The organism is Nocardiopsis sp. LDBS1602 (assembly GCF_035818715.1).
In the GTDB taxonomy this organism is placed as follows: domain Bacteria; phylum Actinomycetota; class Actinomycetes; order Streptosporangiales; family Streptosporangiaceae; genus Nocardiopsis; species Nocardiopsis alba.
Genome location: NZ_JAYLVW010000004.1, coordinates 301,833 through 326,170, shown reverse-complemented (window position 1 = coordinate 326,170; position 24,338 = coordinate 301,833). Strand labels below are relative to the sequence as shown.

General features: G+C 72.4%; 19 protein-coding genes and 2 riboswitches. Of the genes, 11 read left to right on the top strand and 8 right to left on the bottom strand.

Annotated elements, in window-relative coordinates; genetic code table 11:
• Positions 1–70 precede the first annotated feature (70 nt).
• The 5 genes from U9J66_RS16620 to U9J66_RS16600 form a co-directional block, all read right to left on the bottom strand.
• The gene (locus U9J66_RS16620; RefSeq protein WP_326338111.1) at positions 71–1,699 is read right to left on the bottom strand and encodes a glycoside hydrolase family 10 protein; all 1,629 of its coding nucleotides are present in this window, start codon (positions 1,697–1,699) and stop codon (positions 71–73) included.
• A 415-nt stretch (positions 1,700–2,114) separates the two neighbouring features.
• Positions 2,115–3,101, bottom strand: a complete 987-nt coding sequence (locus tag U9J66_RS16615) for an iron-siderophore ABC transporter substrate-binding protein (RefSeq protein WP_326338110.1) — start codon at positions 3,099–3,101, stop codon at positions 2,115–2,117.
• A gap of 101 nt (positions 3,102–3,202) precedes the next feature.
• On the bottom strand, positions 3,203–4,582 hold the full coding sequence (locus U9J66_RS16610; protein ID WP_326338109.1) for an MFS transporter: 1,380 nt from the start codon (positions 4,580–4,582) through the stop codon (positions 3,203–3,205).
• A complete protein-coding gene (locus U9J66_RS16605) occupies positions 4,579–5,568 on the bottom strand; it encodes an NADP-dependent oxidoreductase (RefSeq protein WP_326338108.1) in 990 nt (329 codons plus the stop codon). The genes U9J66_RS16610 and U9J66_RS16605 overlap by 4 nt, the downstream gene beginning before the upstream one ends.
• Positions 5,565–6,200 (bottom strand): DsbA family oxidoreductase, encoded by a 636-nt coding sequence (locus U9J66_RS16600; protein ID WP_326338107.1) that lies wholly within the window; start codon positions 6,198–6,200, stop codon positions 5,565–5,567. The genes U9J66_RS16605 and U9J66_RS16600 overlap by 4 nt, the downstream gene beginning before the upstream one ends.
• A gap of 128 nt (positions 6,201–6,328) precedes the next feature.
• Between U9J66_RS16600 and soxR the strand changes: the two genes are divergently transcribed.
• A complete protein-coding gene (soxR, locus tag U9J66_RS16595; protein WP_326338106.1) occupies positions 6,329–6,778 on the top strand; it encodes a redox-sensitive transcriptional activator SoxR in 450 nt (149 codons plus the stop codon).
• 110 nt (positions 6,779–6,888) lie between these two features.
• Positions 6,889–7,971 (top strand): RNA ligase (ATP), encoded by a 1,083-nt coding sequence (locus tag U9J66_RS16590; protein WP_161110438.1) that lies wholly within the window; start codon positions 6,889–6,891, stop codon positions 7,969–7,971.
• Positions 7,972–8,020: 49 nt separating this feature from the next.
• Here the strand turns inward: U9J66_RS16590 and U9J66_RS16585 are convergent, their stop codons facing one another.
• On the bottom strand, positions 8,021–9,523 hold the full coding sequence (locus U9J66_RS16585) for a sodium:solute symporter (protein WP_326338105.1): 1,503 nt from the start codon (positions 9,521–9,523) through the stop codon (positions 8,021–8,023).
• A 91-nt stretch (positions 9,524–9,614) separates the two neighbouring features.
• On the bottom strand, positions 9,615–10,790 hold the full coding sequence (locus U9J66_RS16580) for an anhydro-N-acetylmuramic acid kinase (RefSeq protein WP_042285137.1): 1,176 nt from the start codon (positions 10,788–10,790) through the stop codon (positions 9,615–9,617).
• Positions 10,791–11,112: 322 nt separating this feature from the next.
• Here U9J66_RS16580 and argG point away from each other — a divergent pair, with 322 nt between their 5' ends.
• From argG to U9J66_RS16550, 6 genes are all read left to right on the top strand, one after another.
• The gene (gene argG / locus U9J66_RS16575; RefSeq protein ID WP_014913159.1) at positions 11,113–12,558 is read left to right on the top strand and encodes an argininosuccinate synthase; all 1,446 of its coding nucleotides are present in this window, start codon (positions 11,113–11,115) and stop codon (positions 12,556–12,558) included.
• Positions 12,559–12,925: 367 nt separating this feature from the next.
• Positions 12,926–13,357: a Fur family transcriptional regulator gene (locus tag U9J66_RS16570; protein ID WP_014910190.1), complete on the top strand. Its 432-nt coding sequence runs from the start codon at positions 12,926–12,928 to the stop codon at positions 13,355–13,357.
• A gap of 151 nt (positions 13,358–13,508) precedes the next feature.
• Positions 13,509–13,712, top strand: a riboswitch (cobalamin riboswitch).
• A gap of 52 nt (positions 13,713–13,764) precedes the next feature.
• The gene (locus tag U9J66_RS16565) at positions 13,765–14,637 is read left to right on the top strand and encodes a nitrite reductase (RefSeq protein ID WP_326338104.1); all 873 of its coding nucleotides are present in this window, start codon (positions 13,765–13,767) and stop codon (positions 14,635–14,637) included.
• Positions 14,634–15,299, top strand: coding sequence for a precorrin-8X methylmutase (locus U9J66_RS16560; protein ID WP_326338103.1), 666 nt, complete (start codon positions 14,634–14,636; stop codon positions 15,297–15,299). Before U9J66_RS16565 ends, U9J66_RS16560 begins: the two co-directional genes overlap by 4 nt.
• A complete protein-coding gene (locus tag U9J66_RS16555; protein WP_042285142.1) occupies positions 15,296–16,810 on the top strand; it encodes a precorrin-2 C(20)-methyltransferase in 1,515 nt (504 codons plus the stop codon). Before U9J66_RS16560 ends, U9J66_RS16555 begins: the two co-directional genes overlap by 4 nt.
• Positions 16,795–17,577, top strand: a complete 783-nt coding sequence (locus U9J66_RS16550; protein WP_017533697.1) for a cobalt-precorrin-4/precorrin-4 C(11)-methyltransferase — start codon at positions 16,795–16,797, stop codon at positions 17,575–17,577. Before U9J66_RS16555 ends, U9J66_RS16550 begins: the two co-directional genes overlap by 16 nt.
• On the opposite strand, the gene cbiE is transcribed toward U9J66_RS16550, so the two are convergent.
• Complete coding sequence (gene cbiE / locus U9J66_RS16545; RefSeq protein WP_326338102.1) at positions 17,546–18,832, bottom strand: precorrin-6y C5,15-methyltransferase (decarboxylating) subunit CbiE; 1,287 nt, start codon at positions 18,830–18,832, stop codon at positions 17,546–17,548. The genes U9J66_RS16550 and cbiE overlap by 32 nt on opposite strands.
• Before the next feature lie 55 nt (positions 18,833–18,887).
• A riboswitch (cobalamin riboswitch) is annotated at positions 18,888–19,026 on the top strand.
• Between the two features lie 33 nt (positions 19,027–19,059).
• Between cbiE and U9J66_RS16540 the strand changes: the two genes are divergently transcribed.
• From U9J66_RS16540 to U9J66_RS16530, 3 genes are read left to right on the top strand one after another with little or no spacing between them, the layout of a single operon-like run.
• Positions 19,060–21,135: a VWA domain-containing protein gene (locus U9J66_RS16540; RefSeq protein WP_326338140.1), complete on the top strand. Its 2,076-nt coding sequence runs from the start codon at positions 19,060–19,062 to the stop codon at positions 21,133–21,135.
• Positions 21,135–21,749: a cob(I)yrinic acid a,c-diamide adenosyltransferase gene (gene cobO, locus U9J66_RS16535; protein ID WP_014910662.1), complete on the top strand. Its 615-nt coding sequence runs from the start codon at positions 21,135–21,137 to the stop codon at positions 21,747–21,749. Before U9J66_RS16540 ends, cobO begins: the two co-directional genes overlap by 1 nt.
• Complete coding sequence (locus U9J66_RS16530) at positions 21,743–24,211, top strand: cobyrinate a,c-diamide synthase (RefSeq protein WP_326338101.1); 2,469 nt, start codon at positions 21,743–21,745, stop codon at positions 24,209–24,211. Before cobO ends, U9J66_RS16530 begins: the two co-directional genes overlap by 7 nt.
• The last annotated feature ends 127 nt before the right edge of the window (positions 24,212–24,338 follow it).

Sequence of the window (24,338 nt, the reverse complement as noted above, 5' to 3'; positions counted from 1 at the left end):
CCCCGGCCCCGGCGCGGGAGGGGCCCGGCGGTCCGAAGACCACCGGGCCCCTTCATACATGGTTCACGACCTAGGGAGCGTGCACCGGAGAGCTCGCGCGGCTCTCGTGGTGCAGTCGGTCCAGGGCGGTCACGTAGTACGTGGTGTCGGCGTCACCGGGGACGTCGAAGGTCGCGGCCCCGTCCTCGTCGGCCCGCACCGTGCCGAGCATCGCGCGCGGGTCCTCGATGCCGCAGCGGGCCCGCTCCCGGTCCGGGGCCCCGTCGAACGCGTACACCGCGTAGTAGGCGGGCTTCTCCCCGGGGCCGGAGGCGATGCTCAGGGTCCCGTCCTCGCCGCCGCTCACCCGCGGAGGAGCGGGGACGGTGCCACCGAGATCGTCCTTGATCGGGATCAGGGCGGGAGAGGAGTAGTGGTCGGCCACCAGGATCTCGGTGGCCTCCTCGGCGTTGGTCCTCAGCGAGGTGGCGCTGAAGTAGACGTCGCCCTGGACCCCTTCGTGGTCCCGGTTGAAGTCCAGGTGCCGGGAGAGTTCGTTCGGGTCCTCCCAGGCGCCCGCGTTGCCGACCTTGTAGGCGGCCTGCCCGATGTACAGGTGGGTGTCGGTGGTGGAGGCGACCTCCTCCCACCAGGGCACGAGGACCGAGTAGTCGGCCACGGGGAGCCCGATCTCCCAGTAGATCTGCGGGTTGATGTAGTCGAGCCACCCTTCGGTGACCCACTTGCGGCTGTCGGCGTACTGCTGGTCGTAGGACTGGAAGCCGCCGGTGTCGGAGCCCTCCGGGTCGGTGGAGGAGTTGCGCCAGATGCCGAAGGGGCTGATGCCGAACTTCACGTGCGGCTTGACGGCGTTGATCGCCTCGCTCATGTCCCGCACCATGAGGTCGACGTTGTCGCGTCGCCAGTCCTCGATGTCGTCGAAGTCGCCGCCGTGCTCGGCGAAGGCGTCCGCGTCGGGGATCTCCTCGCCCTCCACCGGATAGGGGTAGAAGTAGTCGTCGAAGTGCACGCCGTCGATGTCGTAGTTCTCGACGGAGTCCATCATCGCCCGGATCACGAACTCGCGGACCTCGGGGATACCGGGGTTGTAGTAGAGCTTGCCGCCGTAGGCGAAGACCCAGTCCGGGTTCCGCCGCGCGGGGTGGTCCTCGACCAGGCGCGCGGGATCGTCGTGCATGGCCACCCGGTAGGGGTTGTACCAGGCGTGGAACTCCAGGTTCCGCTCGTGGGCGGCCTGGACGGCGTACTCCAGCGGGTCGTAGCCGGGATCCCTGCCCTGCTCGCCGGTCAGCCACTCCGACCACGGTTCGTGGGGTGAGGGCCAGAAGGCGTCGGCGGTCGGCCTGACCTGGACGAAGACCGCGTTGAGCCCGTTGGAGACGGCCTCGTCGTAGAGTCCGTCCAGCTCGGCCTTCTGATCCTCGACGCTCATGTTCTGACCGCTGGGCCAGTCGATGTTCTGCACGCCGGCGATCCACTCGGCCCGCATCTGCCGTTTGGGCGGGGCCTTCGGGTCGACCTCGCAGGCGTTCCTCGCCTGCGCCGGGACGGCCGCGGCCTGGGGGACGTGCAGTAGCGAGGCGGTGAGCGCGGCGGCCAGGGCACCGCCGAACAGGGCGGCGCGCGCGGCGCCGCGGGGGAGTGCGGCCGGGGACGGCGCGGTGCGCGGTGCCGGGCGGTTCCGGTTCGAGTACGCCAAGGTTGCTCCTTCAGGCTTCTGTCGTACGGGCGGGGGTCGGAGACGGTCCGACCCGTGTGCGACGTTCAGCTCGGGCTCGGGGCGTGTGCTCCGGAACGTTCCGGTCGGTGTCGTCCCGCTCGTTCTCGCGGTGCCGCCCCACCCGTGAAGGACGAGGTCGGCCGGGTCGCGATCGATCCTCGTCGACCGCGGCCCGACCGTCGCCGGTGCCGGAGAAGGCTCCGAAGAACACTCCCTAGGAGAAAACCTTCATGATTTGCCCACCGAATGCAACACTCCTACGTGAGGTTGCCGGTAATGCGATCAATGGGTTTTTTATGGCGCTTTGTCAGTTTCTGTTGGTGGTTATGTAGGGGGAAATGGGTGTTTTCGGTGTATTTATGGCTGTGGTGTTCTCGTGCCGCACCGATTCCGTTCAGAGCGCTTCGGCGATCTGCGGCACGAGGGAATCCACCGCGAAGGGGACCGAGAGCACGGAGTTGTAGGTGACGGCGCCCCGCTCGTCCAGGCTCGTCGTGACGACGGCGTCGTCGCGCACCACGTCGAGGTCGTCGAACACGGCGACCCCCTCGGTGATGTCGAAGTCCTCGTCGTCGCTCATGACCAGGAGGAGGTCGCCGTCCATCATGTCCACGCGCTCGGTCGACAGCTCGACGAAGAAGCTCTCCCCCGTGTCCTGTTCGGTGATCGCCTCGGGGACCTCGAAGCCGAGCGAGACCAGGAAGCGTCCGCGCGCGTCTCCGGGCAGGTAGGCGCCGTACTTGCCCTCGTAGGGCAGCACCGCCGTACCCTCGAGGCCCTCGAACTCCGGGTGGTCCTCGCGGGTCTGGGACAAGAGCGTGTCGGTGGCCTCGTTGAGGGCGGCGCCCTCCTCGGGTCTGCCGAGCGCGGTCGCGATGATCTCGGTGGCCTCGTCGCGGGGCACGGTGTAGGCGGTCGATCCGGCCGGACGCGCCACCACGGGGGCGATCTGGGAGAGCGTCTCGTAGACGCCCTCGTCGAACCCGGCGGAGACCCCGATGATCAGGTCGGGGGCCAGGTTCGCGATCTGTTCGACGTTGGGCTCGGAGTCGGAGTCGATGCGGGTCAACTCGGCGTCGCCGACCAGGTCGTCGGTCCACGGGCCCAGACCGGACTCGTAGAACGTGTATCCGGTGTTGCCCACCGGGACGAGGCCCAGGGCGAGCACCGGGTCGGCGTCGGTCACCCCGAGGGTGACGATCCGCGTGGGCTCCTCCTCGATGACGGTGCTGCCGAACTCGTGCTCGATGGTCACGGGGAAGGCCCCCTCCGACGCGGTACCCGGTGCGTCGGTCTCCTCGGTCCCGCCTCCGTTACCGCAGGCCGTGAGGGTGAGGAGGAGGGCCAGGGCGCCCGCGAGCGCGCGTGGTGAGGAGGACATCGGACTCCGATCATCTGAGGTTAGGCTTGCCTACTCTAGTCATCGGTGTCCTGGCGCCGACGCCCGGATCCCCCTTTCGAACTGCGACGACGCCCCGGGACTCATCCGCCGTCCTCGACCCGGCGGGCCCCGCCGTCCCCGCGTGCGGCCAGGGCCACCGCCAAAGCGCACAGAGCCACCACCGTGGCCGCCGAGTACACGATCGGATAGCCGCCGACGAGCGAGGAGGCGAGTATCGCTCCGGTGGCCGCCAAGAGGAGAGAAGAGCCCATCGCCTCCGAGATCTGGAGGGACGAACCGTGCTCTCCCCGCCGTTCGACGGGGGACAGGGCCAGGACGGACGCGCTGATCCTCGGGTAGGCCGCCCCCATCCCGAACCCCATCAGCACGCAGCCGACCACCGCCGCCGGGACCGGGAGGACCCCGCCGACGACCAGTGCCGCGCCGAGCGGCCCGCACGCGACCAGGACGCCCGCGCGCCATAACAGGCCGGGGTCGTGCGGGTCGGCGGTGGACCGCCCCTGGAACCAGGCTCCCGACGCCCAGCCCAGGGCCCCGACCGCGACCACCAGCCCGGACATCGTGGGCGTGTACCCGAGGACGTGCTGGAGATAGGGCGGAAGGTGGACGTCGGTGGCGGTCACCGAGGCCCCGAGCAGGGTTCGGAGGGCGACCAGACGTGGGATCCCGGCCCGGGCGCGCAGAGTGCCCGAGGGCAGGAGCGCGACCGCGGCCACGAGGAGGAGCACCGTGGACCCCGCCATCGCGGCGATGCCCACGGTGCCCCCGCCCGGTCCGGTCAGATGGAGCCCGAGGAGGGCGGCGGCCGCGACCGTCGCCCACAGCTCCCGCCTTCCCAGGACGGCGCCGCCGGTGCCCGAGGACGGGGAGCGGCGGACCACGTTCACCAGACACGCCAAGGAGAGCGCCGAACCGGCCAGGACGAACGCGAACGCCGTCCGCCAGTGGACCAGCTCCACCAGCGCGCCCGAGATCAGCGGACCCGCGAGCGAGGGCAACAGCCACGCGGCCGTCAGCAGGGCGAACATCCGATGCCGTACGTCCTCGTGCACGAACCGCGCGATGATCACGTACAGCACGACGGAGTCGATCCCGCCGCCGATCCCCTGGAGGAGCCGACCGAGGACGAACACCCCCATCCCCGGGGCGGCCACGCACAGCGCCACCCCGAGGAGGAACGTCGTCCCGCCGAACAGGAGCGGACGCAGGGGGCCGCGCCGGTCGGCCCAGGAACCGCCGACGGTCATCCCGATCAGCCCGGCGGTCAACGTCGCGGCGAAGGCCGCCGCGTACCAGCGCTCCGCGTCCAGGTCCCGCGCCACCACGGGGAGCGCGGTGGTCACCGCGAAGGACTCGAAGGCGATGAAGCCCATCAGCCCGAACACGCCGAGCACCACGGGTCGACGCTCCGGGGTCAGGAGCCGTATCGAGGGGTCGGGCGCGTCCGACGTCGTGCTCACGGTCTCCCGCCGTCCGCGGGCGAGGGGCCGGGGACGTCCTCCGACACGACCAGGACGATCTTGCCCCGACCGTGTCCGGTCTCCACGTCCCGGTGGGCCCGCGCGACCTCCTCCAGAGGGAGCGCGGCCCGGACGTGCACGTTCAGGGAACCGGCGGCGCACAGGTCCAGGAGCTCGGCGAGTCGTGCGGCGGAGCGGTCGCTGCGGATCCACCGGCAGCCCAACAGGCTCTGGAGCCCCACGTCCACGATCGTGCCGATCCGGTCGCGATCGGCGCCCAAGTGGACGGCGGTGAGGAGGTTGTCGTGGCCGGCGGTGTCCAGGACCGCGTCCACGCCTCGGGGCGCCGCGTCCAGGATCCGCCGCAGCTGCCCCTCGCCGTACTCGACCGGTTCGGCGCCCAGGGAGCGTACGTACTCGTGGTTGACGGCGCTCGCCGTCCCCACGACGTGGGCCCCGCGGGCCACCGCCAACTGGACCGCCATCGAACCGACGCCGCCCGCCGCGCCGTGGACGACGAGCGTCTCCCCCTCACGGACGTCCAGGAGTTCGAGCGCCGTGTGCGCGGTCTGGCCCGAGGCGGACAGCGCGCCCGCCGTCTCCCAGGGGACGGTCGCGGGCTTGCGCACCACCTGCGTGGCGGGCACCGCGACGAAGTCCGCGTAACAGCCCAGTACACGGAAACCGGCGACCTCGTCGCCCACCCGCAGGTCGCCCACCTCGGAGCCGACGTCGACCACGATCCCGGCGAACTCGTTCCCCAGGGTCTGCGGGAAGTCGATCCGCGCCCCGGGCGGGGTCCAGCCAGCCCGGATCGCGGCGTCGGTCAACTGGACCCCGGCGGTCCTGACCCGGACCGTCACCTCGTCCGGCCCTGGCAGGGGGCGGGGGATCCGTCTGATCTCCAACGCCTCCGCCGGGCCGAAGGCGTCGATCAGGGCGGCCCGCATCGTGGTGTCCTCCATACGCTCGGCGCCCTCGCTCATCGGCCGACCTCCTCGGCGCCGACCCGCAGCAGTTCCACCAGTTCGTCCACGCTCCGGGCCCCGCTCAGCGTCCGGTCGCCCACGGCGAAGGTCGGTACCGCCCGCACCCCCGCCTCGATGGCGGCCCGATGGTCGGCGTCGACCTCGGCGGCGAACGCGGTGGACGACCACAGGGGGTCGGTGTCCTCGGCGGTGAGACCCATCTCGACCGCCAGGTCGCGCAGGACCTCGGGGTCTCCGAGGTCGCGGTTGTGCTCGAGAAGGGCGGAGAAGGCCAGGTCCCAGGCGTGTTCGGGGTCCACGCCGCGCGCTTGGGCGAGCTTCAGCAGCCGGTGCGCGGGCCGGGAATCGATGGCGGGGACCCCGTCCATCCGAATCCTCAGGCCGAACGCGCGGCCGGCGGTCTCCACCCGGTCCCGCATGGCCCGCCAGCCGTCCTCGTCCATTCCCCAGGAGGCCAGGGCCACTTCGCGCACCGTCCGCCCCGGGTGTCCCTCCCCGTGGGGGTCGAGGAGATAGCTCGCCCGCACCACCGGTTCCCTCCGGTCCCTTCGCTCCAAGGCCGCGGCCAGGGAGCGGTGCCCCATCCAGCACCAGGGGCATCTCACGTCGGCCCAGACGGTCGGTGTCATCGTCCACTCCTCGATCGATCGGCGCCCCGCCGTCCGGACCGCCGTCGCGTAGAGTCCACTACGTCAAGTGGACTTGATGTCAAGCACGGTCCGAGAACATCGGACCGCCCAGGACGAGGAGGTGGACCGTGCCGCCGTTGGACCCGGAGATCACCTGGCTCAAGCCCGGCCAGATCGCCGAGCGCGCGGGCGTGGCGGTCTCGACGCTGCACTACTACGAGAGCCTCGGGCTGATCGACAGCAGGCGTACGGCGGGAAACCGTCGTGAGTACCGCCGGGACACGCTGCGGATCATCGCGTTCATCCGAACGGCCCAACGTCTGGGGATGTCCCTGGAGCGCATCAAGGAGGCCCTCGACGGTCTCCCCGACGAGGGGCTGCCCACCAAACGCGACTGGGCCCGGATCTCCCGCGAGTGGTACGACGACCTGTCCGGGCGTATCGAGGAGATGACCGCCCTGCGCGACCGGTTCTCCGACTGCATCGGCTGCGGCTGTCTGTCCCTGGTCTCCTGCCCCTACTCCAACCCGGACGACGTGCTCGGGCGGGACGGCGCAGGCCCCCGACGCTTCCCCTGATCGTCACAGCGGTCCGGTAGGGATGGAAAAGACGTTGTGATCCCGGCACGTCCTCCGTGATAGTGGCCGGGACACCATCCGCATCGACACCTCCCCCCAGGAGTCCTTTCATGTCCACCCTCCGGGTCACCGCCGAACGACTCACGATCCTGCCGCACCCCGACGCCGACGCCCTGGAGCTGGCGAAGGTCGGGCTCTTCCACGCGGTCGTGGCCAAGGGCGCCTACCGGACGGGCGACTGGGCCGTCTACATCCCCGAGGGGGCCCTCCTGCCCGAGGACCTCATCGAGGAGATCGGTCTGACCGGACGGCTCGCGGGGTCGAAACGGAACCGGGTCAAGGCCATCCGGCTCCGAGGCGAACTCTCCCAGGGCATCGTCTGCCGTCCCGCCGCGCTCGCCGACCGCGACCTGGCGGCCGAGCACGAGGCCGGCACCGACCTCTCCGCCGAACTCGGGATCACCAAGTGGGTCCCGGAGGTGCCCGTGCACCTGAGCGGCGACGTCGTGGCCGCCCCGGATCTCCTCCGGTGGATCGAGATCGAGAACGTCAAGCGCTACCCGGGCGTCTTCGAGTCGGGCGAGCCGGTCGTCGCCACCGAGAAGATCCACGGCACCGCCTGCCTCTACACGCTGCTGGCCGAGAGCGGCGAGGAGTTCGTCTCCTCGAAGGGACACGGTGGCAAGAACCTCGCCCTGGCCCCCGACGACGGGAACCTGTACTGGAGGGCGGTCCGCGCCGCCGAGGTCGGCAAGGCCGCCCGCGCCCTGGCCGAGCGCTTCGGAGCCCGCAGGGTCGGCGTGTTCGGTGAGGTCTTCGGCTCAGGTGTCCAGGACCTGGGCTACGGAGAGACCGGTCGGACCGAGGAGGCGCCGGGGTACGCCGTGTTCGACGTCGCTCTGGACGTGGACGGTCGACGTGTCTGGGTCGACTCCGCCGACCTGGGCGGTCTCCTCGCCGAGGTGGGGCTGCCCGCGGTCCCCGTGCTCCACGAGGGCCCCTACGACGAGGCCCTGCTGATCGCGGCGGCCTCGGGCGCCGAGACCTGGAGCGGGCGCGCCCTGAACATCCGTGAGGGCCTCGTGGTCCGACCGGCCAGGGAACGGTTCTCGAAGGAGCTGGGCGGTCGCGCGATCGCCAAGTTCGTCTCCGACGCCTACCTCACCCGCAAGGGCGGCACCGAGTACGAATGATCCGCGCCGTCCGGGACGGGACCGTCGTGGCCCCGTCCCGGACCGCGGCTCAGGGGCGCTCCTCCTCCAGTGGGGAGGGGCGTTCCGCCGTCTCGATCTCCGGGGCCTCGTCCCGATGGCGCAGGGACAGCAGGGCGCCCAGACCCACGGTGATGGCGCTGCCGATCGCCGTGTACCAGGTGAACCCGACCAATCCCGGGGCGAACAGGAACAGCCAGGCCATGGTCGCCACGGCCACCGTGAAGGCGACGGCGGCGTCGGCCTGGCGGGCCCGGCGCACCCACAAGCCCAGGAAGAACGCCCCCAGCAACCCTCCGTAGGTGATGCTGGCGACCGACAGCCCCAGTTCGACCACCGGGTTGTCGGTGCCGGTGAACATCGCGGCGGCGACGATGAACACCAGACCCCAGCCCAGGGTGAACAGTCGGCTCAGGCGCAGGGCCTCGCCGTCCGAGAGCGTCCGGCGCGAGAACCGCTGGTACAGGTCGGACATGGAGGAGGACGACAGCGCCGACAGGGACGACGACAGGGTGCTCATCGCGGCGGCGATGATCCCGGCCAACAACAGCCCGGACAGACCGGGGGGAAGCCCTTCGGCGATGAACACCGGGAAGAGCTCGTCGGAGGTGCCCATCCCGAGCCGTTCGATCGTGGCCCGCTCGAAGTAGGAGTAGAGCGCCAGCCCCACGGTCAGGAACAGCGCGAACTGGGCGAACACCACGACCCCGCTGACGATCACGGCCTTCTGCGCGTCGCGCAGGCTGCGACAGCCCAGAAGCCGCTGCACGATGATCTGGTCGGCCCCGTGCGACGCGGTCGACAGCAGGGCCCCGCCCAGGACGGCGGTGACCGTCGCGTAGGGGGAGGAGACGGGGTCGGAGGTGAGGTCGAGGAACCGGGTCTTGCCCTCCTCCGCCGCGACCGACAGGAAGTTCACGTCCAGGTTCACGGCGATGACCACCAGGGCCACGATCCCGCCGAGGACGTAGAGACCCATCTGGAGCACGTCCACCCACACCACCGCGCGGATCCCGCCGACCAGCGTGTACAGGATGGTCACGGCGCCCATCACCGCGACGATCGCGAAGTAGGAGACGCCGAGACCGAACGAGTCCAGGACGATCTTCATCGGGATGGCGGCGGCGAACAGGCGCACCCCGTCGGCGAGCAGCCGGGTGAACAGGAAGGTGACCGAGGCGGTGGCCTGCATGCCTCGACCGAACCGCAGCCCCAGGTAGGCGTAGGCGGTGGTCATCTCGCCCCGGTAGTAGCGGGGCAGCAGCAGGAAGGCGACCACGATCCGGCCGACCAGGTAGCCCACGGCGACCTGGAGGAAGGTGACGTCGCCCAGGTAGGCGATCCCGGGAACGCTGATCACGGTGAGCGCGCTGGTCTCGGTGGCCACCACGGAGAGGCACACGGCCCACCAGGGCAGCCGCCGATCTCCGATGAAGTAGTCCTTGATGTCGCGTTGGCGACCGGACAGCCTCAGCCCCAACCAGGCCGAGCACAGCAGATAGAGGACGATGACGACGATGTCGATGGTCTGCACCGGGCGGTTCCTCCGGAGGGTCGACGGGGCGGGCGGTGGGCTCCGGGGACGGGGGCCGGGTCCGAGGTCCCGTGAAGGTCGGCGACCCGGATCAGGGGGCCGGTTCGACGCGTAGGAGTCGCGGGGGCCGATCGGCCGGTTCGGGGAGCCGGAGCGGCCCGGATCCCGGGGTGAAGGAGCCCGCGATGGCGGAATGGCGGGCCCCGGTGCACGCGGGGAGTGCGGCGGGGAGTCCGTGCGCGCTCAGGAAGCCGATCAGGGCGAACAGGTAGGCCTCCTTGGCGTCGCCGTCCAACCCCAGGGCGTCGACGGTGTCCAGCCGGGCCGGTCCGAGCCGGGCGGCGAGCCGATCCATCAGGGCCGGGTTGCGGGTGCCACCTCCGGAGGCCAGCACCTCGACGACCCCGTGGGGGCGCAGGGCGTCGGCGACGGTGACGGCGGTGAGCTCGACCAGGGTGGCGAGCAGGTCGCCGTCGTCGGGGCGGCCCGTCGCGCGCAGGGCCGCCTCCAGGTGGTCGGGCCCGAATAGCTCCGGACCGGTCGACTTGGGCGGGGCCTGTCGGTAGTAGGGCTCGGCCAGCAGGTGGTCCAGGAGTTCGGGGACGGGGGCGCCGGAGCGGGCGAGCCGCCCGTCGACGTCGAGGTCGATCGCCCCGTCGGTGATCAGCCGCATGGCGGAGTCGAGCAGGGTGTTGGCGGGGCCGGTGTCGAAGGCCAGGGGGTCTCGCCCCGGGCGTACGACGGTCACGTTGGCGATCCCGCCGAGGTTGAGCGCGGCGGTGGCCTCGTTCCGCTCGCCCAACAGCAGGGTGTCCAGGACGGCGGCCAGCGGGGCGCCCTGGCCGCCCGCGGCGACGTCGGCGGTGCGCGGGTCCGAGAGCACGGGGACCCCGGTGGCCTCGGCGATCCAGGCGGGTCCGCCCATCTGGAGGGTGCCGTGCACGGTGGGCCCCTCGGCCCAGTGGAAGAGCGTCTGCCCGTGCGAGGAGATCAGGTCGGCCCGGCCCTCGGTGAAGGCCTCCATGCCGGCCAGCGCGGCCCTGCCGAACTCGCGCCCTATCAGGGTGTCGAGCCGGCAGACCGTCTCCAGGGTGGTCGACGCCGGAGGCAGGGCCGAACGGAGCTCCCGCCGCAGACCGTCGGGGTAGGGGTGGTCGAGGTGGCCCAGCGGGGTCAACCGGATCAGGTCGCCGTCCAGGGCGAACCGGGCGGCGGCGACGTCGATCCCGTCCGCCGAGGTGCCGGAGGACACACCGATGACGATCATGCGGCTCCCGGGGCGGGGAGGGGGCGTCGGGGTCCGTCACCCGCCCCTGCCGTGCGCGGACCCACCGTGTGACAGCGATATACCGCGCCTCCCCCCGCGTCAACACCCCCTCGTCGTTCTGGTCGGAGCCGTGATGGGACGGTGGCCGGGGCGCGGGGTCGTGGTCGTCGCCGGGGAGCGGAGGAAGGGGGTCCGGTCGAACCGGGCGGCCCGGTTTCGGAGGGTGGTACCCGCAGGTCGGGGGTGGTGGGATGACGAGGGTCACAGGATCGCGCGCCGATCCGAATTGCATGTTCATTCATAAGGGTGCATGCTTATTGTCATGTCCAAGGTACTCACTTCCCTTCCCGCCGGCGAGCGCGTCGGAATCGCCTTCTCCGGAGGCCTCGACACCTCGGTCGCGGTCGCGTGGATGCGCGAGAAGGGTGCCGTCCCGTGCACCTACACCGCTCACATCGGCCAGTACGACGAGCCCGACATCGAGTCGGTGCCCGGCCGCGCCTCCGACTACGGCGCGGAGATCGCCCGCCTGGTCGACGGTCGCGCCGCCCTGGTCGAGGAGGGGTTGGCCGCCTTGGCCTGCGGTGCCTTCCACATCCGTTCCGGTGGACGGCCCTACTTCAACACCACCCCCCTCGGCCGCGCCGTCACCGGCACCCTGCTGGTCCGCGCCATGCTGGAGGACGGGGTCCAGATCTGGGGCGACGGCTCCACCTACAAGGGCAACGACATCGAGCGGTTCTACCGCTACGGTCTGCTCGCCAACCCCTCCCTGCGTATCTACAAGCCGTGGCTCGACGCCGACTTCGTCAACGAGCTGGGCGGCCGCAAGGAGATGTCGGAGTGGCTGGCCGAGCGCGACCTGCCCTACCGGGACAGCACGGAGAAGGCCTACTCCACGGACGCCAACATCTGGGGCGCCACCCACGAGGCCAAGGCCCTGGAGCACCTGGACACCGGCATCGAGCTCGTCGACCCGATCATGGGCGTGCGCTTCTGGGACCCCGAGGTCGAGATCGTCCCCGAGGACGTCACCATCGGCTTCGAGCAGGGCCGGCCGGTCACGATCAACGGCAAGACCTTCGCCTCCTCGGTCGACCTGGTCCTGGAGGCCAACGCCATCGGCGGCCGCCACGGTCTGGGCATGTCCGACCAGATCGAGAACCGCATCATCGAGGCCAAGAGCCGCGGCATCTACGAGGCCCCGGGCATGGCGCTGCTGCACGCCGCCTACGAGCGGCTGGTCAACGCCATCCACAACGAGGACACCCTCGCCAGCTACCACAACGACGGTCGGCGTCTCGGCCGGCTCATGTACGAGGGGCGCTGGCTGGAGCCGCAGGCCCTGATGGTGCGCGAGTCGCTCCAGCGCTGGGTGGGCACCGCCGTCACCGGCGAGGTCACCCTGCGGCTGCGTCGGGGCGAGGACTACTCGATCCTCGACACCACGGGCCCCTCGTTCAGCTACCACCCGGACAAGCTGTCCATGGAGCGCACCGAGGACTCCGCCTTCGGTCCGGGCGACCGCATCGGCCAGCTCACCATGCGCAACCTCGACATCGCCGACTCCCGCGCCAAGCTGGAGGACTACTCCCGGCTCGGCATGGTCGGCAGCGAGCACCCGACCTCGATCGGCGCCGCCCAGGCGGCCTCGACCGGTCTCATCGGCGCCATGCCCGAGGGCGGCGCCCAGGAGATCGCCTCTCGCGGCGAGGTCGACGACGCCGAGTGGCTCGACCACGCCGCGATGGAGTCCGGCACGGACTGACCCTCGCGACCACCGCGCCGCCACCGTCCCCGAGGCTTCCGGGGCCGGTGGCGGTCGCATGTCCGGGGTCGGTGAATGTGAGATCCGCCCCCGGGCGCGGCCCTCTCCGCCGGTGGGTTCGAGGGCCCCGAGGGAATGGCGTGCGGGGTCCGGATGTTCGGAAAGCCGGGCCACGCGCATGATCCGGGCCGGATCGGGAGAACGATCGGGCATAGGGTGCGCTCGAGGGTCGGGTGATCCGCGCGCCGCCGCCGACGTCGATCACGGTGACAGGGGTGTGGGCAGGCCCGGCGGAACTCTCGCCCCATTAGAATGGAACGATCACATTATTTGAGTTGATCCAGAAAAGACGGAAGGTCCAACGAGTATGCCGACCCCCTCGGACTTCGAGCGGATGTTGCGCGAGTCCGCGCTCCGGGTGACCGGTCCCAGACTGGCCGTCCTCTCCGCCGTGCACGCCCACCCGCACGCGGACACCGATTCGATCATCCGCGTCGTGCGCGAAGAGATCGGCGCCGTGTCCAGCCAGGCCGTCTACGACGTCCTCAAGGCCCTGACAGGCGTGGGTCTGCTGCGCCGCATCCAACCGCAGGGCACGGTGTCCCGCTACGAGACGCGGGTGGGGGACAACCACCACCACGTCGTCTGCCGTTCCTGCGGCGCCATCGCCGACGTCGACTGTAGCGTCGGCCACGCTCCCTGCCTCACCGCCTCCGACGACCACGGGTTCGAGATCGACGAGGCCGAGGTCGTCTACTGGGGCCTGTGCGGCTCCTGCTCCGAGGCGCGCGTCTCCTGAGAGCCCCCTCCCTCGATCCCCAGGGCGCCCTCCATGGGCGTGCCGGCCCTGTGGGGTCCCCTTCGCCGTGCCCACCGCTCTCCTGATCACGTCTCCCGGCCCTCGAGGCAGGGTCCCCGCGGCCCCGGGACGATCCGCTCGAACCGGACACGGTAATCTCGTCTGGCCAGTCGAACTCCACCTCATGGAGCAGGGAACCCGGTGCGAATCCGGGACTGACGCGCAGCGGTGAGGGTGACGGGCGGACGTGTTCCGGGACCGAGGTCCCGGGACGGCCACTGGGCGGGGAGCCCGGGAAGGCGTTCCGCACCGGTCGACCCCGAGTCCGAAGACCTGCTGGCGCTGGCGGTGACGGTCCGCCAGGTTCCCGCGGGCCTCGCGAACGGGCCCCTGATCGAAGGACCCGCATGTCCCCGACCGCCGTGCCCCGAACCCGGCACGACCGCTGCCCCGGAGCCCTGCGCCCCTGGCCCGCCGACGACGGCCTCCTGGTCAGACTCCGCCTCATCGGAGGCCGCGTACCCGCTCCGGCGCTCACCGCCCTGTCCTCGGTGGCCGAGGAGTACGGCGACGGGCGGGTCCACGTCACCGGTCGGGCCAACCTCCAACTGCGCGCCCTGCCCGGACGGGAGGGGAGGCTGGACCCCGAGGCGCTCCGTTCCCTGGAGGCGACCGGACTCCTGCCCTCGCGCACCCACGAACTGGTCCGCAACGTGATGGTCTCCCCGTGCACGGGCACGTCGGGAGGGCGGGCCGACCTACGGCCGGTCGCGGCCGAACTGGACCGGCTGCTGTGCGCGAACCCTCGTCTGGCCTCCCTTCCGGGCCGTTTCCTCTTCGTCCTGGACGACGGCCGCGGTGACCTGCTCGACCGCACCTGTGACCTGGGCCTGACCGCCCTCGACGACCGGTCGGCCCAGCTCCGGGTCGGCGAACACCCGGGCGCGACGGTCCCCCTCGACGAGGCCGCCGGGACGCTGATCCGACTCGCCGAGACCTTCCTCGAACGGCGTGGCTCCGGTCCCACGGCGCCCTGGCACGTCACCGAGCTCTCCTCCCCCCTGGCCGAACCGGCCCGGCCGGACCCCCGCCTGCCGGACCCGGCACCACCCCTGCCGCACGGCCCGCTCCCGGACGGCGGCCGCCACGTGGCCGTGCCAGAGGAGGGGCTGGACCGTGCCGCGATCACGGAACTCGTGGAGGAGGCCCGCGCGGCCGGCCACGACGCACTCGTCGTCACGCCCCGGCGTGGCGTCCTCATCCCCGGAGGGACACGGTGACCACCCCGAAACGCCCGCCCAGACGCTACGACTACATCGACGACGGACCCGCGATCTACGTCGACTCGTTCGCGACCATCCGGAGCGAGGCCCGGCTCGACCACCTGCCCGCCGACGCCGAACGGCTCGCGGTGCGCATGATCCACGGCACCGGTCAGGTCGACCTGGCCGAGGACCTGGTCGTCCATACCGGTCTGGTGTCCGCCGCGCGTGCGGCGCTGCGGGCCGGCGCGCCTATCCTGTGCGACGCCACCATGGTCGCGACCGGGGTGACCAGGAGCCGGCTACCGGCCGACAACGAGGTGCTCTGCCTCCTCGGAGACCCCCGCGTGCCGGCCCTGGCCCGAGAGTGGGGCACCACCCGCAGCGCGGCCGCGGTCTCCCTGTGGGAACCGATGTTGGAGGGCGCGGTCGTCGCCGTCGGCAACGCCCCCACGGCCCTGTTCCACCTGATGGAGATGTTGATCGACGGGGCCCCGAGGCCGAGCGCGATCATCGGCTGCCCGGTCGGGTTCATCGGCGCCGCCGAGTCCAAGCAGGCCCTCACCGAGCTGGCCGAACGGCATGGGATCGACGTCCCCCACGTGGTCGCGCTCGGCCGTCGGGGAGGATCGGCGATGACCGCCTCGGCCCTCAACGCCCTGGCCAAGGAGGAAGAGTGACCGGACGTCTTCGAGGTGTCGGTGTGGGTCCGGGAGACCCCGAACTGATCACCCTCAAAGCGGCCCGCCTCATCGGTGAGGCCGACGTCGTCGCCTACCACGCGGCCTCCGGGCGAGGGTCCAACGCCCGCCGGATCGCCGCCGACCTGATCCCCGAGGGGGCGATCGAGGAGCGGCTCACCTACCCGGTGACCACCGGCGCCACCGACCATCCCGGCGGCTACGAAGGGGCCCTGGCCGACTTCTACGAGGAGTCCGCCGCGCGCCTGGCCGCCCACCTCGACGCCGGCCGGGACGTCGTCCTGCTCTCCGAGGGCGACCCGCTGTTCTACGGCTCGTACATGTACATGCACGACCGGCTCTCCGAACACCACGAGACGGAGATCGTGCCCGGCGTGCCCGCGTTCACGGCGGCCACGGCCACGGCGGCGGCGCCCCTGGCCCGCCAGACCGACGTGCTCACGGTCCTGCCCGGCACCCTGCCCGAACCGGAGTTGGCGCGGCGGCTCGCCGACACCGACGCGGCCGTGATCATGAAGCTGGGCCGGACCTTCCCCGCCGTCCGTCGGGCGTTGGAGGCGGCCGGCCGGTTGGAGCACGCGGTCTACGTCGAGCGCGCCTCGATGGATCGTGAACGCCGTCTCCCGGTGGCCGAGGTCGACCCCGACACGGTGCCCTACTTCTCCCTGATCCTGGTCACCGGGGACAGCCTCAACGGTCGGCGCTCCAGGGACGGCGCCGTGACGGAGGCGCGGACCCCGGAGTCCGCGACGGCCGAGGCCGAACTGCTGGTCGTCGGCCTGGGGCCCGGCCCCGACCACTGGATCACCCCCGAGACCACGGCGGCGCTGGCCGAGGTGGACCACGTGGTGGGCTACGGCCCCTACGTCGACCGGGTCCCCCAGCGCGCGGGCCTGACCCGCCACTCCTCCGGCAACACCGTCGAGATCGACCGCGCGCGTCTGGCCCTGGACCTGGCCCGTCGGGGCGAGCGCGTCGCCGTGGTCTCGGGCGGGGACGCCGGCGTCTTCGGTATGGCCACCGCCGTGTTCGAGGCGGCCCAGGACCCCGTCCACCGGGACGTACCGGTCCGGGTGCTGCCCGGGGTCAGTGCCGTCCAGGCGGTGGCGGCCCGTGCCGGCGCGCCGATCGGTGGGGACTTCGCGGTGATGAGCCTGTCGGATCGGCTCAAGCCCTGGGAGGTGATCGAACGCCGGCTCCGCTCCGTGGCCGAGGCCGACCTGGTGCTGGCCGTGTACAACCCGGCCTCCCGTTCTCGGACCGAGCAGATCGCCCACGCCCGACGGATCCTGTTGGAGCACCGCGACCCCGACACCGTGGTCGTCGTCGGCCGCGACGTCGGTCGGGAGGGAGAGACCCTCCTGACGACCACCTTGAAAGAGCTCGACACCACCACGATCGACATGCGCTGTCTGCTGATCGTGGGCGCCTCCGGGACCCGGGTCGACCCGGCCGGCCGGGTCTGGACCCCCAGGTGGGTGAGGACGTGACCGTCCACTTCGTGGGGGCGGGCCCCGGCGCCGCCGACCTGCTGACGCTGCGCGCCGCCCGCATGCTGGCGGCGGCCGACGTGGTGCTCTACCCCGGCACCTACGTGGACGCGGAGGTCCTCTCCCACTGCGCGTCCGACGTCGAGGCGATCGACACCCAGGGTCTGGACCTGGACCGCATCACCGAACTGTTGGTCGCGGCGCACTCCGGGGACCGCGAGGTCGTGCGGCTCACCTCGGGCGACCCGTCGCTGTACTCCGCGTTGTCCGAGCAGACCCGCCGACTCGACGCCCACGGCGTCCCCTGGGACGTCACCCCGGGGGTGCCCGCCTACGCGGCCGCCTCGGCCCTGGTCGGCCGGGAGCTGACCGTGCCGCTGGTGGCCCAGTCGGTGGTGCTGACCCGGACCCGGGCCCGTTCGACGGCGATGCCGGACACCGAGAGCCTGTCCGCGTTCGCCCGGACGCGGGCCACCCTGGTCCTGCACCTGGCGATCCGCCGCGTCCGGGAACTGATGGTCGAGATCGCCCCCGAGTACGGCGACGACTGCCCGGTGATCGTGGTGCACAAGGTCGGCCATCCGGACGTGTCGGTGCTGCGCGGCACGGTCGCCGACATCGCCGACCTGGTGGAGGGGGCCGGACTCCGGCAGGCGGCCGTGATCCTCGTGGGCCGGGCCCTGGACCCGCGCGGGGGAGGGGAGTCCCACCTCTACGATCCGTGCCGCCCCAGGGTCAAGGGTCGACCGTCAGAGCCCACTGGGTGACCGTGCGCGCGGGCGTCCACCCGGTGAAGGTGCCGACGGGCGCGGCGGTCTCGACCTGGATCCGGGTGAGCTCTCCGCCGTGACGACGGCGGGCGTCCGCGAGCAGGGCCTCGGTCTCCAGGGTCACGCCGTGCACCACGAGCCGGCCGCCCGGCGACAGGGCGTCCAGGCAGGCGTCGAGTACGCCCGGCCGGGTCGCGCCACCGCCGACGAACACCGCGTCGGGCCCGGCGAGATCGCCCAGCGCCTCCGGGGCCCGGCCGGTGACCACCCGGAGACCGGGGACCCCCAGCCGTCCGGCGTTGCGTTCGATCCGCGCCGCCCGGTCGGCGTTCGCCTCCACGGCGTCGGCCGAGCAGGTCGGGTGGGCGCGCATCCACTCGATGCCGATCGATCCGGCCCCCGCGCCCACGTCCCACAGGTGCTGTCCGGGCGAGGGCGCCAATCGGGCCAGGGCCGAGGCGCGCAGGTCCCGTTTGGTGAGCTGGCCGTCGTGTTCGAAGGCGTCATCGGGAAGTCCGGTGACCAGGCCGTACCCGACCGGTCCGGCGAGTTCGAGGGCGAGCACGTGCAGGGCGGAGACCTTCTCGACGGGGATGGACGCCCATCCTTCGGCCGTGCCCTCCAACCGTGACTCCGAGGGCGCGCCCAGGTCGCCCAGGACCGTCATCCGGCTCTCTCCGTACCCGGCGCCGACCAGCATCCCGGCGACCGTCGCGGGCGTGCCCGCGTCGGAGGAGAGCACCAGGACACGACGTCCCGGCGCGAGTCTGCGCAGAAGCGGGCGGGGGTCCCGGCCGACGAGGCTCACCACGGCGCACCGTTCGGCGGGCCACCCCATACGGGCGCGGGCCAGGGCGACGGAGGAGACGGCCGGTTCCAGACGTACGGTCTCGGGACCCAGCGCGTCGATCAGGGTGGTGCCGATCCCCGACACCAACGGGTCTCCGGAGGCGAGCGCCACCGTACGGGCCCCGTCGAGGGAGGCCAACAGGTCGGGCAGCCCCTCACGGAGCGGGGAGGGCCAGGGCTCGCGGCGTTGCCCGGGCGTCTCCGGAAGCATGGACAGGTGCCGGTGGCCGCCCAGCACCACCTCCGCCTCCAGAACCAGCGTGCGCAGGCGTTCGGGCAGCCCGGACCAGCCGTCGGCCCCGACACCGACGACGGTGATCCCGACCCCTTCGGCGGGGAGGGGCGTCTCGCCCGGCAGGGCCCGGCCGGGCGCCCGACGGGGAGGGCGCGTGTCGTCCTTCATGGCCCTGACGCTATCGTGGCGGGCAACAGGCGCGAGGTGCCCCTGCCCGCCCGGCCATCGGAAACGGTGGTGACGGCGGGAGGGGAGAATCTGGGAAGCCCGGTGAGATTCCGGCACAGGCCCGCTGCGGTGAACCGAGCCTCCGTGAGGAGGACCCGGCAAGTCCGAAGACCGGCCTCGCGCCCGCCCATGACGTATGGCGAAACGAGCGGGAGCCTCACATGCCATTGCGGTCTTCGCACTTTCCCTTCTCCGCGATCGTCGGTTGCGACACCGAACCCCTCGACGACCTCGGACTCTCCCTGGTCCTGACCAGCGTCTCGCCGGAGATCGGCGGCGTCCTGGTCCGCGGCGAGAAGGGCACCGCCAAGTCCACCGCGGTGCGGGCGCTGGCCTCCCTGCTGCCGCCCATCGACGTCCATTGCGGGGACCGCTTCTCCGTGGATCCGGCCGACCCCGGACAGCACTCGCCCGATGGTCCCTTCGGCCCCGAGACCCCGGTGGAGAGCCGGCCGGTCCGGCTGGTCGAACTCCCCGTCGGCGCCACCGAGGACCGGGTCCTGGGCTCCCTGCACCTGGAGCAGGCGCTCACCCGAGGACAGGTCGCCTACGAACCCGGACTACTGGCCCGAGCCCACCGCGGGCTGCTCTACGTCGACGAGGTCAACCTCCTCCACGACCACCTGGTCGACCTCCTGCTGGACGCGGCGGCCACCGGCCGGGTGACCGTCGAACGCGACGGCTTCTCCGTGGAGCACACGGCCCGCTTCCTGCTCATCGGCACGATGAACCCGGAGGAGGGCGAGCTGCGCCCGCAGCTCCTCGACCGCTTCGGGCTCACCGTGGAGATCGCCGCGCCGACCGAGCCCCGTGCCCGCGCCGAGGTGGTCCGACGCCGGATGGCCTACGACACCGACCCGGCCGGCTTCGCCGAGCGCTACCGTGAGACCGAGCGGGCCCTGTCCGCGCGTATCGCCGAGGCGCGCGACGCCCTGGACCGGGTCCGGCTGTCCGAGGCGGCGCTGCTCAAGATCGCCGAGGTGTGCGCCGCCTTCGAGGTCGACGGTCTGCGCGCCGACATCGTCACCGCCCGCACGGCGGTCGCGCACGCCGCCTGGGAGGGGCGGACCGAGGTGACCCGCGCCGACATCCGCCGCGCCGCCACCCTCGCCCTGCCGCACCGGCGCAGGCGCAACCCCTTCGACGCCCCGGGGCTGGACGAGGAGCTCCTCGACCGGGTCCTGGGCGAGGAGGAGCTCCCGCCCGATCCGCCGGAACCCTCGGGCCCGGACGGCGGCGACGACCCCGTCGACACCCCGCCCGAGGGCGACGGCGCACCGGACGCCGAAGGCCCCGAACCCACCGAGGGCCCGGCCGACGGACCGATCGGTGAGGAGACCGGCCCGGAGCCGGAGACGATCCCGGAGCCCGCTCCGCAAGAACCCGTGGGCGAGGATCGCCCCGACTCCGAGTCCCGGCCGTCCGCCGCCCCGCTCCCCACGGCCAAGGCGGCCGCCCCCTACCGCCCCCGTACGTTCACCGTGCGGGGGACCGGAGAGGGCGCCGACGGTCGACGCAGCCGCGCCATCGGAACCCGGGGCCGCCGGGTCGGCGCCTCCCGCCCCGGCCCGGGCCGGGGCTCCTCGCTCCACCTGGTGGAGACCGTGCGGGCCGCCGCCTCACGACCGGGCGAGGGGGAGCGGATCCGGCTGCGTCCGGAGGACCTGCGCGTCGCGATCCGGGAGGGCCGGGAGAGCAACCTGGTCCTGTTCTGTGTCGACGCCTCCGGCTCCATGGCCGCGCGCAAACGCATGACCGAGGTCAAGACCGCGATCCTCTCGCTCCTGCTGGACGCCTACCGCAGACGCGACAAGGTCGGCCTGATCACCTTCCGGGGGAGCACGGCCGAACTCACGCTGCCGCCCACCCGTTCGGTGGACGTGGCCGCCGTCCGTCTCGACGAGATGCCCGCCGGCGGCCGCACCCCGCTCGCCGAGGGGCTGCTGGAGGCTGCCCGGGTGGTCCGACGGGAACGCCTGCGCGACGCGCGCCTGCGTCCGCTCCTGGTCGTGGTCACCGACGGCCGGGCCACCGGGGGACGGGGCGCCGTCGGTCGTGCCCTGGACGCCGCCGACCACGTCGCCGGCCTCGGGGTCACCACGGTCGTGGTGGACAGCGAGTCCGGCCCCCTGCGTCTGGGGCTGGCCGCCACCCTCGCCGCCCGCCTGGACGCCGACCATCTGCCCGTCGGCGAGGTCGACGCCGACGCCCTGAGCGACGCCGTACGAGAAAGGGCCGCCTGATGCCCCAGGGACAGCCGTCCGTCGTCCCCGACGACGGACTCACCACACGCCAACGCCGCAACCTTCCGCTCCTGGCCGTCCACACCGGTGACGGCAAGGGCAAGTCGACGGCCGCGTTCGGTCTGGCCCTGCGCGGCTGGAACCAGGGCTGGCGGATCGGGGTGTTCCAGTTCGTCAAGTCGGCGAAGTGGCGCATCGGCGAGCAGACCGTCCTGGAACGCCTGGGCCGGCTCCACGAGGAGACCGGCGAGGGCGGCCCGGTCGAATGGCACAAGATGGGCTCCGGCTGGTCCTGGATCCGCCACCGCGACGGGGCCGAGGACCACGCGGCCGCCGCCGCGCAGGGGTGGGAGGAGATCAAGCGCAGGCTCACCGAGCAGACGCACGACCTGCTCATCCTCGACGAGTTCACCTACCCGATCGCCTGGGGGTGGGTCGACGTCGAGGACGTCGTCGCCGCCCTGGAGAGCCGTCCCGGACGCCAGCACGTGGTGATCACCGGCCGTCGGGCCGACCCGCGTCTACTGGAGGCCGCCGATCTGGTCACCGAGATGACCAAGGTCAAGCACCCGATGGACGCCGGCCGGAAGGGCCAACGAGGGATCGAATGGTGACGTCCCCCCTCCGCCCGGAGGGGACCGCCCCGCCCCGGTTGATGATCGCCGCGCCCATGACGGGGCAGGGCAAGACCACGATCGCGACCGGGCTGATGGCGGCGCTCCGGGCCGCCGGTCACACGGTGAGCGGGCACAAGGTCGGGCCCGACTACATCGATCCCGGTTACCACGCCCTGGGCACCGGACGGCCCGGCCGCAACCTCGACCCCCACCTGGTGGGCGAGGAGCGGGTGGCGCCGCTGCTCCTGCACGGGGCGCGCGGCGCCGACATCGCCGTCGTCGAAGGCGTGATGGGGCTGCACGACGGACGGATCGGCACCGACGGGTTCGCCTCCTCCGCGCACGTGGCGGCCCTGACCGCGACCCCCGTGGTGCTGGTCGTGGACGTGTCCCGCATGTCGCGTTCGGCGGGGGCCCTGGTGGCGGGGATGGTCGCCTACGATCCCGCGGTCGAGGTCGTCGGGGTCATCTTGAACAAGGCCGGGTCGGCCCGCAACGTCGCCGAGATCGCCCGGGCCATGCCTATCCCTGTCCTGGGGGTGGTCTCCCGCGACGAGGAGATCGCCGCGCCCTCCCGCCACCTGGGGCTGGTCCCGGCGGCCGAACGGGCCGAGTCGGCCCGCGCCGTCGAACGGCTCGGCGAGCGCGTCGCGCGCGACGTCGACCTGGACGCGCTGGTGGAGCTGGCCCGTTCCGCCCCGGCCCTGGACGCCCGCCCCTGGGATCCCGCCGACGAACCGGGGATCGCCGCCGCCGACGGTCCGCGGCCGGTGATCGCGGTGGCCGGCGGCCGGGCCTTCACCTTCCGCTACCCGGAGACGGAGGAGTTGCTCACCGCCGCCGGATGCGAGGTCGTGGCCTTCGATCCGCTCGTGGACACCGCGCTGCCCGCCGGGACCCGGGGCCTCTACCTCGGCGGCGGCTTCCCCGAGGTGTACGCGGGTCGGCTCGCCGCCAACCGGGCCCTGCTGACCGAGTTGCGCGACGCCGTCCGCTCCGGGGTGCCCACCGTCGCCGAGTGCGCCGGCATGCTGTACCTGGCCGGGTCGCTCGATGACAGGGCCATGGCCGGGGTCCTTCCCGCGCACGCCCGGATGACGGAGCGGCTCACCCTGCGCTATCCGGTGGCGACCGCGCCCGGAGACACGCTGCTCACCCGCGCGGGCGAGAGCGCCACCGGTCACGAGTTCCACCGCACCCGCATGAGCCCCGGAGCCTGCGCCGAACGCCCGGCCTGGGTCGTCGATGGAGCTCCGGAGGGCTTCGCCTCCGACACGCTGCACGCCTCCTACCTGCACCTCCACTGGGCCGGCCGTCCGCGTTTCGCGGCACGTCTGGCCGACGCCGCGCGCGCGACCCCGCCACCCGCGCCCGCCTCCGTCCCGGCACCCGACCTCGTGTCCCTGAAGGCGGAGGCGGTGGCGGAACCCGTCGCCGACCCGCTCCGCCACCACGGTGACGTCGAGGTGGGCGAGGGGATGCTGGACCTCGCCGTCAACGTCCATCCGGGGCGGCGTCCCGTGTGGCTCGACCGCGCCCTCGCCGAGAGCCTGCGCGAGATCGACGCCTACCCCGACCCCGCACCGGCCCGGGCCGCGATCGCCCGTCGTCACGGGCGCGGGGTCGACGAGGTGCTGCCCACCGCCGGAGCGGCCGAGGCGTTCACCCTGATCGCGCGGCTCCGTTCCTGGCGACGGCCGGTCGTGGTCCACCCCCAGTTCACCGAACCGCACGCCGCGCTCGAACAGGCCGGACACGCCGTCACGAGCGTGCTCTGCCCGGCCGAGAGAGGTTTCGTCCTCGACCCGGACGCCGTCCCCGACGACGCGGACCTGGTGGTCGTGGGCAACCCCACCAACCCCACCGGAGTTCTCCACCCCGCCCGTGACCTGCGTCGACTCTGCCGCCCCGGGCGATTGGTCGTCGTCGACGAGGCGTTCATGGACGCGGTGCCGGGGGAGCCGGAGAGCCTGGTCGAGGAGCGGTTCGAAGGGCTGGTGGTGTTGCGCAGTCTCACCAAACACTGGTCGATCCCCGGGATCAGGGCCGGATACCTCGTCGGCGACTCCGAGGCCGTGCGCGGGCTGGAACGGGCGAGCACGCCCTGGTCGGTGTCCACCCCCGCGATCGCGGCCATGATCGCCTGTACCTCGGAGGAGGCGGTCCCCGAGGCGGAGCGCCGCGCCCGTGAACTCGACGGATGGCGCTCCCATCTCGAAGCCGGGCTGCGCGAGGCCGGGGTGGGGTTCGTCCCCTCACGGGCTCCGTTCGTCCTCGTGCGGGCCGGGGAAGGGGCGCACGCGCGCCTGCGCGCCCAGGGGATCGCGGCGCGCAGGGCCGACACCTTCCCGGGGCTGGACCCCTCCTGGATCCGAGTGGCGGTACGCCCGCCGGAGATCACGCGTCGTTTGACGGCCGCCCTGGCCGGCCTCGTCCCGGACACCGCCCCTTCGGCCTGATCCGGGACGGGCCGGTCGCGTTCACCCCGTTCTGTCCTCGCCCTGTGTCACGATGTGGCGCGTGGCCGAGGAGGGCGTCGAGCAACGGCGACCGTGTGGCCGGACAGGCGACCCGCCCGGATCGGTG

Excerpts from the sequence above, each read along its gene's own strand:
- argG (WP_014913159.1), top strand. The coding sequence starts at position 11,113 with ATGTCCAAGGTACTCACTTCCCTTCCCGCCGGCGAGCGCGTCGGAATC.
- U9J66_RS16580 (WP_042285137.1), bottom strand. The coding sequence starts at position 10,790 with ATGATCGTCATCGGTGTGTCCTCCGGCACCTCGGCGGACGGGATCGAC.
- U9J66_RS16590 (WP_161110438.1), top strand. The coding sequence starts at position 6,889 with ATGTCCACCCTCCGGGTCACCGCCGAACGACTCACGATCCTGCCGCAC.
- U9J66_RS16615 (WP_326338110.1), bottom strand. The coding sequence starts at position 3,101 with ATGTCCTCCTCACCACGCGCGCTCGCGGGCGCCCTGGCCCTCCTCCTC.
- U9J66_RS16600 (WP_326338107.1), bottom strand. The coding sequence starts at position 6,200 with ATGACACCGACCGTCTGGGCCGACGTGAGATGCCCCTGGTGCTGGATG.
- U9J66_RS16565 (WP_326338104.1), top strand. The coding sequence starts at position 13,765 with ATGTCCCCGACCGCCGTGCCCCGAACCCGGCACGACCGCTGCCCCGGA.
- U9J66_RS16570 (WP_014910190.1), top strand. The coding sequence starts at position 12,926 with ATGCCGACCCCCTCGGACTTCGAGCGGATGTTGCGCGAGTCCGCGCTC.
- cbiE (WP_326338102.1), bottom strand. The coding sequence starts at position 18,832 with ATGAAGGACGACACGCGCCCTCCCCGTCGGGCGCCCGGCCGGGCCCTG.
- cobO (WP_014910662.1), top strand. The coding sequence starts at position 21,135 with ATGCCCCAGGGACAGCCGTCCGTCGTCCCCGACGACGGACTCACCACA.
- U9J66_RS16530 (WP_326338101.1), top strand. The coding sequence starts at position 21,743 with ATGGTGACGTCCCCCCTCCGCCCGGAGGGGACCGCCCCGCCCCGGTTG.
- U9J66_RS16605 (WP_326338108.1), bottom strand. The coding sequence starts at position 5,568 with ATGAGCGAGGGCGCCGAGCGTATGGAGGACACCACGATGCGGGCCGCC.